The sequence below is a fragment of the Cyanobium sp. BA5m-21 genome (genome assembly GCF_024346235.1).
GTDB classification, from domain to species: Bacteria; Cyanobacteriota; Cyanobacteriia; order PCC-6307; family Cyanobiaceae; genus Cyanobium_A; species Cyanobium_A usitatum.
Genome location: NZ_JAGQCO010000008.1, coordinates 20,308 through 33,324, shown reverse-complemented (window position 1 = coordinate 33,324; position 13,017 = coordinate 20,308). Strand labels below are relative to the sequence as shown.

Sequence of the window (13,017 nt, the reverse complement as noted above, 5' to 3'; positions counted from 1 at the left end):
CAGTTCTTAGTTCCAGTTGTCGGTTTCAGGCGGCCACACCAGATTCACCACCACTGGGGCGTGGTCGCTGGGCTGCTCATTGCCGCGGGTGGCCTTGTGGATCACGCAGCTGGTGGCGCAGGCGAGCAGTTGTTCGCAGAGGTAGATGTGGTCGATACGCCAGCCCCGGTCCCGGTCCCAGGCGCCGGTGCGGTAGTCCCACCAGCTCCAGTGCCCGGCCTCTGGCTCGAACACCCGAAACACGTCTGTGAGCCGCTCGCCCAGCAGCAGCTGCAGGCCTGAGCGCTCCGCCGCGCTGGCCATGATGCCGCCGCTGAGTCGCTCCGGATCGTGGATGTCGCGGGCCTCGGGGCCGATGTTGAAGTCGCCCACCATGCAGAGGGGATCTCCCTGGCGCTCCTGCTCCTCCAGGTAGCGCCGCAGGCAGGCCAACCACTCAAGCTTGTAGGCGTACTTTTCGCTCTTGAGCGAGCTGCCGTTGGGTACGTAGAGATTCAGCACCCGGATGCCGTCGATCAGGGCGCTGATCACCCGTTTCTGCTCGCTGAGACCGACCGCTTCTTGCTCGGCGGGCAGCAGGGCCTCAAAGCCGATCTGCACGTCCTCGAGGGGTAGCAGGCTGAGGATGGCGACGCCGTTGTAGGCCTTCTGGCCGCTGATGGCCACCGCGTAGCCAAGGGCCTCAAAGGCTTCACGCGGAAACAGCACATCGGTCACCTTGGTTTCCTGCAGGCACAGCACATCGGGGCGTTCCTGTTGCAGCCAGGCCAGCACCTGCTCGAGGCGGGTGCGCACCGAGTTGACGTTCCAGGTGGCGATCTTCATAGGTAGGGGGTCAGCAGGGAGGCGGCCGAAACCCACCCTGGGGAACGCACCTAGGATGGGGCTCGGAGAGTATCGGAGTGCATAACCCATGGCCGCTGATAGTTCGCCGCTGTCCAGCACCCGTTCTGCCAGTGCACTGGGAAGCAAGGCCCTGGGATGCAATTCCCTGGGCTACTTCGGCGCATCGGTTGCTTTGGCCGCGGCTGTTGCTTCGGTACTTGGAGTTGCTTCTGTAGTTGGAGTCGCTTCGGTAGCTGGAGTTGGAGCGGCCAGGGCCCAGGAAAAGGGCTACGGCCAAACGATCAGCAGCCCCCAGCAGGAGCGGGAGCTCGATTACGGCACCGGAACCAATCGAGGTGGTTCGGCGCTCGATTCCGCCAACCCAATCGACTTGATGAACAAGCTGCGCAAGGCCACCTCCATGGATAACGCCACCAACCCTGGCGATGCGGTGGACGCGGCCCTCAGGGATTTCCACTCTCCGCCTGCAGCGCCGGCGTCGGCTGCCCCGGCGGCAACGGTGAAGGGTCCCTGAGCGGCGCCAATCCCCAGGCGGCGGCAACCTGATCCAGGCGCGGGTCGCTTGGGCCAGGTTTACGGGAGCGTGCTAACGCCAGCGACTCCTGGGCCCCTTTGATATCGCCGCGCTCCTGCTGCAGCATCGCCCGCGCCAGCAGGGGGCGTTGGTCGGTGGGGAATTCTGCGGCCAATTTGAGCAGCACGGACTCGGCCTGGCCCGCTTGACCTCGCTTCTGCAGCAGGTTGGCAAGCAGCAGGCCGATCGGCAGGGCCTCCGGTTTCAGCTGGGGTTTGCTAGCCCTCTGCAGCGCCGCCTCCAGCTGGCTCTGGGCCTGGTCTCCACGCCCCATTTCCAGTTGCAGCAGGGCCATCAGCTGCAGGCCCTCGATCTGGTCGGGCCGCAGGTTGAGCAGTTGGCGCACCTCCCGCTCAGCGCCGCTGCGGTCCTGCTGGTCGCGGCGCAGCTCGGCCAGCAGCAGCCGCAGCGACCACTGCTGGGGTTGCTGGTCGGCTAGGCGCTCCAGCAGCGCTGTGGCCTCCGCTTTGCGATCCAGAGCTACCAGTAGCTCCAGCAGCCGCTGCTGTTCGGCCTGGCTGGCCTCGCCCTGGTTGAGCCGCTGCTGCAGGGAGGAGGCCTGACGCTCCAGGGCCGTGCGGGAGGGATCGGATCCAGCCGAACCGGCCTGTAGCTGTCCCAGCCACCAGCCAGCGGCGATGCACAGCGCTCCTGCCCCCGCAATGGCGAGCCCAGTCCAGATCCCGGAACGGTTGGGAGCGGCGGGCATTTGCAAGCGGCCAGCGATGGGCTGCCAGTCTGCCCTTTGTGCCTTTGCCCTGGGGCACTTAAAGTTCAGCCCATGCGCCAACACCCGATTTCTCCGGTAACCGAACCCACGCAATACCGGGCCATTGGCGTGGTGCGTGGTGTTTATGTGCCCACCGATGCTGAGCAGCTCACCCGGGGGGTGATCCGCACGGCTGATGGCACCGAGCTGGAGGCCGTGGTGCTGGGCCGGCTGCTCACTTTGATGCGCCGCCACCTCAACCTCGAAGAGCCCCATCTCTGGGTGGTTTACCCCCGCTCGAGGGAGGAGGAGGGGTTGCACCTGCAGATGGTGGGTGTGTGGGAGCCCAGCACCCTGGCCGCGGCTGAGGAAGCTGAATTACCTGTTGCCGAAAGTCCTGCTGCCGATAGCCCTCAAGACGCATTGCCCGAGGGCGACGACTACTTCTCGGTGCGCGGTGAATTGATTTACACCCGCCCTGAAACCGGCGATCTGGTGGTGAAGGTGCGGGTGATGCCCCGCCCGGATGGCAGCCGCCCCGTGCCCTTCAAGCTGCAGCTGAAGGGTGATGTGCCCCTCGAGCATTTGCGCCACTTCGTGGCGCTCAACCTGCGCCGCCAGGCCCAGCAGCTGCAGCTGGAGAGCTTTGAAGTGATCGGCCCTGTGGCCCAGCGGGGTAACCGGGGCGGCAAGGGGCGCCGCGATGGTGCTGCAAGCAAGGGTGGTAAGGGAGGCAAGGCACGGCCGGCGGCGGCTGGTCAGGGCGGCCCGCGCCGGCCATGAACCAACCCCTGGCGGCTGGCCTGGCCGTGGGCTTGATCAGCTTGGCGGCGATTCTTGGCCCCGCCCTAGGCCTTTCGCCCTGGATTGTGACCCTGATAGCGGGCCTGGGCTTGGGCGGCCTCACCTTGGATGCGGCCCGCTTCGGTGGCCGCGGCGGCCATGTGCTGGCCGAAGCCCTGCCAGGGGGCCGCGCCCGCCTGCGGCGGATTGCGATTCATGAGGCGGGTCACCTGTTGGTGGCCCGTAAAGAGGAGATGGCGGTGCGCCAGGTGCTGGTGGGTTCCCTGGCCTGCCTGCGGGCCGGCCTCAACACCAGCGGCAGCACCGAACTGGAGCCGCCGGCCCATGCCAAGTTGCCGGCCGAGGAGCTGCGGCGCTGGAGCCGGGTATTGCAGGCGGGCATGGTGGCCGAGCAGCTCATCTACGGCCAGAGCGTGGGCGGCACGGACGACCGGGCCCTGCTGGGGAGGCTCTGGGGCCTCTCCGGCCAAGACGTTGACACCGCCCAGCGGGAACAGCGCCGGGCCCGCCGGGAGGTGGAGGCCCAGTTGCGCGCCAGTCAACAGCAATTACAGAGCGAGGCCGATGCCTTGCTGGCTCTAGCGCCAAGGCTGGGACGCCCCCTGGCTGGGGAGGCCTGAGGCGGTGCTGGCGCTGCTGGATGCGCCCACGGGCCTAGCCGGCAACATGCTTTTGGCAGCCCTGCTGGATCTGGGGCTACCGCAGGCGGAGATCCATGGCCCCCTGGCCGCCCTCGGCCTGGCCGGGACCTACCGCTTGGAGCTTGAAGAGCGCCGCAGCGGTGGCCTGCGCGGCCTGCATTTGGAGGTGGTGAGCCTGGAGCGCCAGCCGGCCCATCGGCTCTGGGGCGATCTGCGCCGGCAGCTGCAAGCTGCCCCTTGGCCCGAGCCCTTGCGGCAGCGGGTGCTGGAGGTGTTTGGCCTGCTGGCGGCGGCGGAGGCGGCGGTGCACGGCCACAGCCCCGAGCAGGTGCACTTCCACGAGGTGGGCGCCCTCGATGCCCTGGTGGATGTGGTGGGGGTGTGCGCCGGGCTGCTGCACTTCGGGGTGGAGCAACTGGTGTGCAGCCCGCCGCCGGCGGGTCATGGCCTGGTGGCAACGGCCCACGGCACCCTGCCCCTGCCGGCGCCTGCCGTATTGGAGCTGGCCCGCTTGCGGGCGATTCCCCTGGCCTCAGCCGAGGGCTTCCCCCCCGGTGAACTCACCACCCCCACCGGTCTGGCATTAGCGGCCTGCTGGGCGACGCGCTTTGGCCATGCACCCACCCACGTGCCTAAGCGGGTGGGCGTGGGGCTGGGCTCCCGCAGCCTGGATCGCCCCAACCTGCTGCGACTCACCCTGGCCGATTGCGGCGGCTCCGATCCTGCCCAGCTCGAAACCGTGCTGGTGCAGCAGGCCCAGATCGATGACGCCACGGCGGAGGATCTGGCTTTTCTGGCTGAGGAGCTGCGCCAGGCCGGGGCCCTGGAGGTGTTCAGCCAGGCGATCGCCATGAAGAAAGGACGCACCGCCCAGCTGCTTACGGCCCTTGTCGCCCCCGAGCAGGCCGAGAGGTTGCGCCGGGTGTGGTGGCGGCAGAGCACCACCCTGGGCTTGCGCGAACATTCCCAGACCCGCTGGGTGCTGCCGCGCCGCAGCCTGGAGCTGGCCACTCCCTTGGGGCCCGTGCGGCTCAAGCAGGCCCAGCTTCCCGACGGCCGCTGGCGCAGCAAGCCTGAACACGACGATCTGGCAGCTCTTGCGCGCCAGCACACACTGGGGATCGATCAGGTGCGGTTGGTTGTGCAGCAGGCCCTCGAGGCCCAGCCTGACGCCAACTTGCCCAGCGAGCCCTAAGCCAACCAGCCCCAAGCATGCCGACTTTTGCCCAAGCCCTGCTTCAGCGCTGCCGCCGCGGGCTGACTCGTTTGGCCGCCTGGTGGGAGGGCTTGCCGCCCCTGCCCGGCGGCTTGAAGCTGTGGATCAGCTTGCTGAGTTTCGGTTTTCTGCTGGCGGCCCTAGTGGGCCACGGGCGCCAGCTGCTGCAGCTCAGCCTCGATCGCCAGGGCTGGCTGTGGTTGCTGCTGGGGGTGGGCGTGAGTTTGCTGAGCCTGGTGGCCAACGGCCTGGCCTTCGGCGTGGTGTTGCGCTGGCTCGGGCTGCGCCCCCGCTGGGGCGAGCTGGTGCGGGTCTACCTCGATACCAACCTGCGCAAATTCCTGCCCGGTGGCATCTGGCACCTCACCAGTCGCGTGCAGCTGTTGCGCAGCGCTGAGGCCCCCTTGGCGGCCCCGGCCCCGGGCGCTCTGGCCCTGGTGGCGGTGCTGCTGGACCCCTTGGTGGCGGCGGTGGCGGCCCTGGCGCTGATGTCTGCGGGCGGCTGGCAACAGGGCCTGGCTTTGTTGGGGTTGTTGCCCTTGGCCTTGCTCTGGCCCAGTTGGCTTAACCCCCTGCTCAGTCGCCTGGAGCGCCGCAAGGTCTCGGCGCTGGGCATGGACATCGAGGCGGCCGCCACTGCGCCGATTCGCTCCTATCCCTGGCCGCCGCTGCTGGTGCAGTTTGGATTTGTGCTGCTGCGCTTTGGCGGCTTCGCCTGCTGCGTGCACGCCTTCGACCTCTCCTACAGCCTCAGCTGGGGCGGCTGGCTGGCGGGCTTCGCCCTGGCCTGGACCTCTGGGCTGGTGGTGCCCGGCGCCCCCGGAGGCCTGGGCGTGTTCGAGTCGGTGCTGCTGCTGCGCCTCGGCTTCGCCATCCCCGAGGCGCCGCTGCTGGCGATTGCGATCAGCTACCGGCTGGTTGTGACCATCGCCGATCTGCTGGCGGCGCTCACGGCCAGGCTGGATCGGCCGCGGCAGTCCCAGTTGTCGGCCTAGGGAGATGGGCTTGCTGCTGGATGGATCTTTGGTAGAGCCGGTGGCCCGGGGCCTGCTGGGATCTATCTCCTGCAGCGGCGGCCCGACCGTGGAGCAGCGGCGTCTACTGCAGGCACTGCTCAACCACCTTTGGGAGCGCCCAGACCTGCGCGTTTCAGCGCTGGAGCCGATCGCTCCCGAAGAACTGGCGGCAGCGCTGAATGATCTGCCGACGCGGCGGGTGGCCCATCTGCTGCAGATGACCCTCGAGTTTTGCCGACATCCGCAGACGGATGCTCAGCTCGCGCTGGGCTGGGCCTATGCCGAGGCGTTGGGGGTGAGCAGCGCGGTCCTGGAGGTGAGCCGTGATTGGTTGCGCCAGGGGGTCGACCAGGCGGCGGCGGATGTGGGCAGGATCTTCACGACCTTCCTGCCCTTGCGGAGTGAGCCCGGTCTGGCGGATCCGCTGGCTTCTGGTGACCAGCCAGAACCGGCGCTGGTGGCGCGGATTGAGGGCTTCGCCCAGCTCCCGGAGGCCAGCCTGGGTCGGGCGTTGCTCGTTTATTACGACCGCTTCGGTTTCCCCCTGCCCGGGCGGGATGCCTGCGCCCTCAATCACCTCTACCTGGCCCACGACATGACCCACGTGATTGCGGGGATTGCGGCGACCAGTGCCGGCGAGATCGCCCTCAGCGCTTTTCAGTGGGCGATGCAGGACAACCCCATCAATGAGAGTGCCCTACTGGCATCTTTGGTGACCCACGAAGCGGGCTTTGTGAGCGCCAATCCCACCCTGGCGCCCGATCACTCCAGCCTGGACAGCCCTTCGGCGGCCTATCTGCTGGCTTCAGAACTCAAGCGTGGCAGTGCCTGCAGCGCCGATTTCTCCCTGGTGGACCATTTCGCCCTGGCCCCCTTGCCGTTATCGGAGGTGCGGCAGCAGTTCAACGTGTGCCGGCCCCATCGGCTCAGCTCGGTGGATCACCTGTTCTGGGAGGACGAGGCGTCAGCAGCAGCTTCCTGAGTCCACCACGCCTGTGGTTTCTTTGGTTGCGGCGACGCCCGTGAAGGGCAGGCTGCTGCCGCAGCCGGGGAACAGGCCGAAGTGGCGGCTGAAGTCGCCGATGAACGTGAAATGGGGCGCAAACCGGGTGGCCTGCAGCATCCGGAAGCTGTTGCCGCACACCGGAAACACCCGGCCGGTTTCGATGGCGTGGTGGCCATCGAGGTCGAAGCGGTAGGGGTGATGGGGGATGGTGCCTCGGTAGATCACGGCCTGGCCGTGGTCTTCGCAGGCATCTTCCAGCTCGGCGATGTGGAACAGGCGGTAGGTGGCGGCATAGAAGCGGGCCTCGCCCACCAGCGGCGCCAGGGCTGGCTCAGTGATCTGGAGCTCGCGGTCGCTCACCAGCCGTGGGTCGGGGAAGCCGGCGCCCTTGGCGAGGCGCAGGAAGTCGTTCCAGTAGAGCGCTCCGCCCAGGCATTCGCCGTAGAGCACCGGATCGCGCCGAACCGCTTCAGGTAGGCGCCGATCGACGTACACATCGGAGAAGTACATCTCTCCGCCCGGCTTGAGCAGCCGTTTCACCCCCTGCAGCACCGCCGCTTTGTTTGTGGAGAGGTTGAGAACGCAGTTGCTCACCACCACATCGAAACTGCCGGGCTCCAGGGGCAGCGCCTCGAGGGCTTCGATCGTGCCTTCCTGAAACGACACGTTGGCGTAGCCGAACTGCTCGGCATGGAAGGCCAAGTGCTCGCGGGCCACCGCCAGCTGCTCCGCCGTCATGTCGACCCCCACCACCGAGCCGCTGGGGCCCACCAGCTGGGCCAGGGCGTAGACGTCCCGGCCCGTGCCGCAGCCCAGATCGAGGATGCGGCAGCCCTCCAGCAGGGGCGGGCACACCAGGCCGCAGCCGTAGTAGCGCGCCAGCACATCGGGGTGGATCCGGGCCAGCAGCGGCCGCAGCCAAGCCGGCACCGCGTCGGCATCGCAGCAGGCGCTGGTTTTGAGGTCGGCCGTGCCGGTGAGCTCCTGGCCGTAATAGGCCTGGACGGCGGCTTGGGTGGGCATGGCAGCTCGCGGCCTGCTGTAGATGGGTTCAGTTTGCCTTCGGCGCCTCGGCGGCGGTGCAAGCCCGATCCAGGGCCTGCAGGTAGCTATCCAGCCGTTCGCGTGCCATTAGGCGTGCCTCCGCCTCCCGCGGCCATTGGTCGGGGCGATAGAGCAGCTGCAGCTCGCGGCGATCCCGACGCCCCAGCTGGTGAAGTAGGGCATCGCTGCCCAGCAGGGGGGTGCCGCGCTGGCATAGCGACTGCACCGCATGCCAGCCCTCGTGCAGCAGGGCTTCCAGCTGGTTACCCCTGGGGCAGACCACCACCTCGCGCTGGCCGCGCACGTACAACCCAAAGAGCTGGGGCTCGGCGCAGCGGGGATGCTCCCGGCGGATCACGAACCCCCGCTGCTCAAAGGCGGCGATGGCCTCCTGCAGCTTTTCGCCCCTGGCGTTGGCCCCCAGGGGCTGCAGGAGCACCACTCCCAGCAGGGCGGCGCGGAATATCCCTGTACCCAGACTCCACCTTCGGCACGACATCTCAGTAGGTGTCGACCCGCATCGGCTTCAGCTGCCAGCTCGCCTCTCCCGGCACGAGCTTGTAGCTGATCTGCCGGGTGCCCCCAGTGGGCTTGGCATTGCTATCGCCAGGGCGGTAAATCGGGAATCGGCGGGCCAGGTTGAGCTCCACCACCGCGAATTCATCGTGGCCCTGGTAGCCCTGGGCCGCCTGCCCGCTGAGCTCCGGCATGTGAATCGTGGAGAGTGAGCGCCGCCCCTTGTTCAGGGCCCAACCCTCCACCGAGCCGTAGCTGCCACTGCCGGCACTGGTGATGAATACATACACCTCGGGCAGTCCGTTGGCATCGAGGTCGGCCCCCTCCACACCGCTGACGCTGCCGAGAATCTCCTGCCGAATCGGGGCAATGGCCTGGGGGGTGCCGCTGGTAGCGATGGTGAGTTGGCGCACCGAGCCCTTCCCCTTGCTGCTCACTGTGAAGGTGACTCCTTGAAGGGAGGCCCGGGTCGGGTTGGCGGGTGCGGCCAGTGCTCCACCGAGCAGGCGCGGATGGGAGTGGGTCATGGCAGGGGCATGAATTCCCTGCAGTGTTGGTGACCCGCTGCGGCCTGTCATTCCTTGTGGGGCGTCAGGATCAGATTTGGCACCTCTTCGCAACTGCACCTATTGTTGAGAAGCCCGGGATCCCGCTGTGACCGCCCGACTCAGCCCTGGAGCCCAGCCCCCCGCTGCAACCCTTCCCGCCGGTGGAGATGGCCTGCGCTCCAGCCTGCACGATCGCGGCCAGAGGCTGACGCCCCAGCGCCAGCGGGTGTTGGCCTTATTTGAGCGCATTGGTGAAGGCAGCCACCTGGGCGCTGAAGAGGTGCACCAGCGCCTGCTGCGCAGCGAGGAGCGGGTGTCGCTCGCCACCGTGTATCGCACTCTGCGGCTGCTGAGCTCCATGGGGCTGCTGCAGGAGCTGGAGCTCCCAGAGGGTGGTCGCCGCTTTGAGTTGGCCAGTGACGCCCACCGCGACCATCACCATCTGGTGTGTGTGCGTTGCGGCCGCACTGAGGAATTTGAAAATTCAGCGGTGCTCCAGGCTGGCGAGCAGGCCGCGGGCGCCTATGGCTTCCGCTTGCTTGAGTGCGTGCTCAACGTCCGGGCCCTCTGCCCCAGCTGTGCGGCGGCTGAGTAGTCCCGCATACACATAAAGGCAATCCCTAAGCGCAGCGTTTTGCAAATGCGTCGGCACAGCTGACGGCAGCGGCAGTGCTCCTTAGCTTTGGGAAAGCGAATGCATCCATGCTTGCCAGCTGCCTTCGATGCCTAGCTCCGAGCCCAGCTTGTTGGTTGTTTTTGATCAGGGACTTGCCACGTTGGCCATGGCCCTGCGCAGCGTGCTTGAGGCCCTCTCCCTGGGCACGGTGCTGCTCGGTTTGTTGATCACCCTGGGCCAAGCCTGGCAGGGCTGGCGTGCCCGGCGGCGCGGCTCCACTGCTTTTCAGGCGGTGAGGCTCACCTTCGGCAGCTGGTTGGCGATGGCCCTGGAGTTTCAGCTCGGGGCAGACATCGTGGCCACCTCCACTTCCCCCACCGGCGCCCATCTGGTGCAATTGGGCGTGGTGGCCGTGATCCGCACCTTGCTCAATGTGTTCTTGGCCCGTGATTTGGAGGCTGAAGCATCCCATCAATCCCTGAGCCCGGAGGGGCGCCGATGAATCTCACCAACGAACTTGCCAAGCAACGCAACCGGGATGCGGCCGAACGCACCCTCATGGCCTGGATCCGCACCTGTCTCTCGCTGATCAGCTTTGGCTTCGGCTTAGACAAGATCGTGGGAGCAATTGATCGTGCCGCAGGTGGCCAAGGTGCCCAGGTGGAGTGGGGAGTGCAGCTAGTGGCGGCGGCCTTCACGATCACCGGGATTCTCGCCATGGCGGGAGCCACGGTCCAATACCGCAAAGAGCTGCGCCGTCTCCATCAAGACGACTACGTCTACCGAGACAAGCCCCAAATAGCTGCCGCTACAGCTGTGATGCTCACTTTGATCGGTGTGCTGGCACTGGGGCTGATTGCTGCCCGCGCCGGCAGCTAGGCCCTAGCCCGCTTGCTCCTTTTGATCTGCTGTTCCGCGCCTTGCTCCGATGGCTCAATCCCCGCCCCTGTTGGTTACTGCCACCCTGTTCGCGATCATGTTTGCCCTGGGGGTGGGCTTGCCCCTCGATGGCTTAGGTCGCTGGCAGCAGCACCGGGGTCTGCTGCTGCGTGGTCTCATCGGCACCTGCCTGCTCGTGCCTGTGGCAGCTGTGCTGTTGCTGTTGCTGCCGCCCACCATGGCCCTCTCCCAGCCGGCTCGATTTTCTATCGCCCTGATGGCTGTTTGCCCTAGTGCCCCCCTGCTGATGCGCAAGGCAGGCAAGCAAGGAGGGGATCGGATCCTGGCCGCCCTGCTCCAAGTGGCCGCAGCACTGGCGGCGATCATCACCATTCCCCTGCTGGCGAGCGGCTTCACCCGCATCTTTGGAGTTGAGGGTTGGCAGGTTCAGTCGCACCATGTAGCCGCGCAGGTGGCTCTGGTTCAGCTGCTCCCCCTGTTGCTGGGCTTGTTAGTGAGGCGCTTTGCGCCCAGCTGGGCAAGCCGACTAGAGACCCCCCTCGATCGCCTCGCTAATGGGCTGCTGCTGCTGCTCGTGTTGGTGGTGCTCGGGAAAACGGCGCCGCTTTTGGTTACCTATGTGGGCGCCAATCTGATTGCCCTGCCGGTTATGGCGGCTCTGGTGTTGATCAGCCTGGCTTTGGGCTATGGCCTCGCTAACCGAGATCCCTGCCTGGGGGTCACCCTGGCATTAGTAACATCAATGCGTAACCCGGGTCTTGCGTTGTTGCTGGCTGGCATTTATGCCCCGGAAATGCCAGCCGTCAAACTTGGAATTCTGGTGTATCTATTGATAACTGTGCTGCTATCGATTCCATTTCTGAGATGGCAGCGCAGTCTTCAGTCCTGAAATATGTTGGACGGCAATCGAGCTGGCGGATTTGCCCCTGGTATTGATTTTTTGCGTTTACGCCAATATTTGCATTTGCGCAAATAAATACTGGTCTGAATATTTGGGTGTGAAGAAGTGCATAGCTTTCCAGCGATGTGCTGCAGGCAATCCATCCTTTAAGCAGGCGTATTCGTCTTCTTGCTTCCCATGCCAAACGGAAAACCCAACGTTCTCATCCTCTGGGGTGACGACATCGGTCAAAGCAATCTGAGTTGCTACAGCGATGGCTTGATGGGCTATCAGACCCCCAATATTGACCGCGTAGCCAAGGAGGGTGGTCGCTTCATCCACTACTACGCCGAACAGAGCTGCACCGCTGGTCGTGCGGCTTTCATCTCCGGCCAGAGCGTCTTCCGCACCGGTCTCAGCAAGGTGGGGCTGCCTGGCGCCGAAGCTGGCTTTAAAGCGGAAGATCCCACCATCGCTGAACTGCTCAAGCCCCAGGGCTATCGCACCGGCCAGTTTGGCAAAAACCACTTCGGCGATCGCGATGAGCATCTGCCGACCATGCATGGTTTTGACGAGTTTTTCGGCAACCTCTATCACCTCAACGCCGAGGAGGAGCCGGAGCTGCGCGACTATCCCAAGCCTGAGGATTTCCCGAACTTCAAGGAGCGCTTCGGCCCCCGCGGTGTTTTGCATTGCTGGGCAAATGGTGATGGCAGCCAACGGATTGAAAACACCGGCCCCCTAACCCGTAAGCGGATGGAGACGGCCGATGATGAATTCATGGCTGAGGCAAAGCGTTTCATTCGCGATGCCGTTGCCTCTGGCGAGCCCTTCTTCGTCTGGTTCAACACCACCCACATGCACTTCCGCACCTATGCGCGTGCCCAGGATGTGGGCCGCAGCGGTCGCTGGCAGTCGGAGTATCACGACGTGATGATCTATCACGACGAGTGCATTGGTGAAATGCTCAACCTGCTCGACGAGTTGGGTGTCACCGACGACACCATCGTGATGTACGGCACCGATAACGGTCCCCACATGAACAGCTGGCCTGATGCCGGCATGACACCCTTCCGCAGCGAGAAGAACACCAATTGGGAAGGGGCTTATCGGGTGCCGGCCCTAGTGCGCTGGCCGGGGCACATCGCTCCAGGCACAATCTTCTCGGGTATCTGTAGCCACCTCGACTGGCTGCCCACTATCCTTGCCGCGGCCGGTGAGCCTGAGATCAAGGAGAAGCTAAAAGCGGGCTATCAGGTCGGTAGCAAGACCTTCAAGGTGCACCTTGATGGTTACAACATGCTCGACTACTGGACCGGCCAGGCGGATAAGAGTCCCCGGGTTGAGTTCTTCTACTTCTCCGACGACGGTGACCTCACAGGCCTGCGTTACGACAACTGGAAGTTTGTGTTCATGGAGCAGCGCTGCCAGGGCACTTGCCAGATCTGGGCCGAACCGTTTACGGCTCTGCGGGTACCCAAGATCTTCAACCTGCTCACCGACCCCTATGAGCGCGCTGATGTGACATCAAACACCTATTGGGACTGGATGTTTGATCACATTTTCCTTCTGGTACCAGCCCAGACCTACGTGGCCCAGTTCCTCGCCACCTTCGCAGAATTCCCACCCCGCCAAAAGGCTGCCAGCTTCTCGCTGCAGCAGGTGATGGAGAAGATGGTGAATACTGTCGGCGGACCCTGA

Annotated in this window: 16 protein-coding genes; 11 read left to right on the top strand and 5 right to left on the bottom strand. The window is 65.4% G+C overall.

All coding sequences use genetic code 11. The features are described 5' to 3' along the window. Nucleotides 1-6: 6 nt before the first annotated feature. A complete protein-coding gene (gene xth, locus KBY72_RS04085) occupies nt 7-825 on the bottom strand; it encodes an exodeoxyribonuclease III (RefSeq protein WP_254993128.1) in 819 nt (272 codons plus the stop codon). 88 nt (nt 826-913) lie between these two features. Between xth and KBY72_RS04080 the strand changes: the two genes are divergently transcribed. After that, entirely contained in the window at nt 914-1,360 is a 447-nt protein-coding gene (locus tag KBY72_RS04080; protein WP_254959657.1) for a hypothetical protein, read from the top strand. On the opposite strand, the gene KBY72_RS04075 is transcribed toward KBY72_RS04080, so the two are convergent. Next, nucleotides 1,290-2,129, bottom strand: a complete 840-nt coding sequence (locus tag KBY72_RS04075; RefSeq protein WP_254959656.1) for a tetratricopeptide repeat protein — start codon at nt 2,127-2,129, stop codon at nt 1,290-1,292. The two genes, KBY72_RS04080 and KBY72_RS04075, sit on opposite strands and share 71 nt — an antisense overlap. A 72-nt stretch (nt 2,130-2,201) precedes the next feature. Here KBY72_RS04075 and KBY72_RS04070 point away from each other — a divergent pair, with 72 nt between their 5' ends. Genes KBY72_RS04070 through KBY72_RS04050 form a run of 5 tightly spaced genes read left to right on the top strand, consistent with a single transcriptional unit; the run spans nt 2,202 to nt 6,788 of the window. Continuing rightward, the gene (locus tag KBY72_RS04070; RefSeq protein WP_254993127.1) at nt 2,202-2,912 is read left to right on the top strand and encodes a hypothetical protein; all 711 of its coding nucleotides are present in this window, start codon (nt 2,202-2,204) and stop codon (nt 2,910-2,912) included. After that, nucleotides 2,909-3,553, top strand: a complete 645-nt coding sequence (locus KBY72_RS04065) for a hypothetical protein (RefSeq protein WP_254993125.1) — start codon at nt 2,909-2,911, stop codon at nt 3,551-3,553. The genes KBY72_RS04070 and KBY72_RS04065 overlap by 4 nt, the downstream gene beginning before the upstream one ends. Before the next feature lie 4 nt (nt 3,554-3,557). Continuing rightward, on the top strand, nt 3,558-4,769 hold the full coding sequence (gene larC / locus KBY72_RS04060) for a nickel pincer cofactor biosynthesis protein LarC (protein ID WP_254993123.1): 1,212 nt from the start codon (nt 3,558-3,560) through the stop codon (nt 4,767-4,769). Between the two features lie 17 nt (nt 4,770-4,786). Further along, nucleotides 4,787-5,785, top strand: a complete 999-nt coding sequence (locus KBY72_RS04055) for a UPF0104 family protein (RefSeq protein ID WP_254959652.1) — start codon at nt 4,787-4,789, stop codon at nt 5,783-5,785. 4 nt (nt 5,786-5,789) lie between these two features. Next, nucleotides 5,790-6,788 (top strand): hypothetical protein, encoded by a 999-nt coding sequence (locus KBY72_RS04050; RefSeq protein ID WP_254993122.1) that lies wholly within the window; start codon nt 5,790-5,792, stop codon nt 6,786-6,788. Here the strand turns inward: KBY72_RS04050 and KBY72_RS04045 are convergent. The 3 genes from KBY72_RS04045 to KBY72_RS04035 are packed head-to-tail and all read right to left on the bottom strand — an operon-like array spanning nt 6,771 to nt 8,899. Continuing rightward, the gene (locus KBY72_RS04045; RefSeq protein WP_254959650.1) at nt 6,771-7,835 is read right to left on the bottom strand and encodes a methyltransferase domain-containing protein; all 1,065 of its coding nucleotides are present in this window, start codon (nt 7,833-7,835) and stop codon (nt 6,771-6,773) included. The two genes, KBY72_RS04050 and KBY72_RS04045, sit on opposite strands and share 18 nt — an antisense overlap. Nucleotides 7,836-7,863: 28 nt before the next feature. Beyond that, nucleotides 7,864-8,298, bottom strand: coding sequence for a hypothetical protein (locus KBY72_RS04040; RefSeq protein ID WP_254993120.1), 435 nt, complete (start codon nt 8,296-8,298; stop codon nt 7,864-7,866). 58 nt (nt 8,299-8,356) lie between these two features. Further along, the gene (locus tag KBY72_RS04035; RefSeq protein WP_254959648.1) at nt 8,357-8,899 is read right to left on the bottom strand and encodes a hypothetical protein; all 543 of its coding nucleotides are present in this window, start codon (nt 8,897-8,899) and stop codon (nt 8,357-8,359) included. Nucleotides 8,900-9,026: 127 nt separating this feature from the next. On the opposite strand from KBY72_RS04035, the gene KBY72_RS04030 reads away from it, so the two are divergent. The 5 genes from KBY72_RS04030 (at nt 9,027) to KBY72_RS04010 (ending at nt 13,017) form a co-directional block, all read left to right on the top strand. Beyond that, entirely contained in the window at nt 9,027-9,515 is a 489-nt protein-coding gene (locus KBY72_RS04030; RefSeq protein ID WP_396121787.1) for a Fur family transcriptional regulator, read from the top strand. Nucleotides 9,516-9,642: 127 nt separating this feature from the next. Continuing rightward, nucleotides 9,643-10,038 (top strand): DUF1622 domain-containing protein, encoded by a 396-nt coding sequence (locus KBY72_RS04025; RefSeq protein WP_254942528.1) that lies wholly within the window; start codon nt 9,643-9,645, stop codon nt 10,036-10,038. Continuing rightward, nucleotides 10,035-10,415, top strand: coding sequence for a YidH family protein (locus KBY72_RS04020; protein ID WP_254959647.1), 381 nt, complete (start codon nt 10,035-10,037; stop codon nt 10,413-10,415). Before KBY72_RS04025 ends, KBY72_RS04020 begins: the two co-directional genes overlap by 4 nt. A gap of 49 nt (nt 10,416-10,464) precedes the next feature. Beyond that, a complete protein-coding gene (locus KBY72_RS04015) occupies nt 10,465-11,325 on the top strand; it encodes a bile acid:sodium symporter (RefSeq protein ID WP_254993119.1) in 861 nt (286 codons plus the stop codon). A gap of 189 nt (nt 11,326-11,514) precedes the next feature. Further along, a complete protein-coding gene (locus KBY72_RS04010) occupies nt 11,515-13,017 on the top strand; it encodes an arylsulfatase (RefSeq protein WP_254959645.1) in 1,503 nt (500 codons plus the stop codon).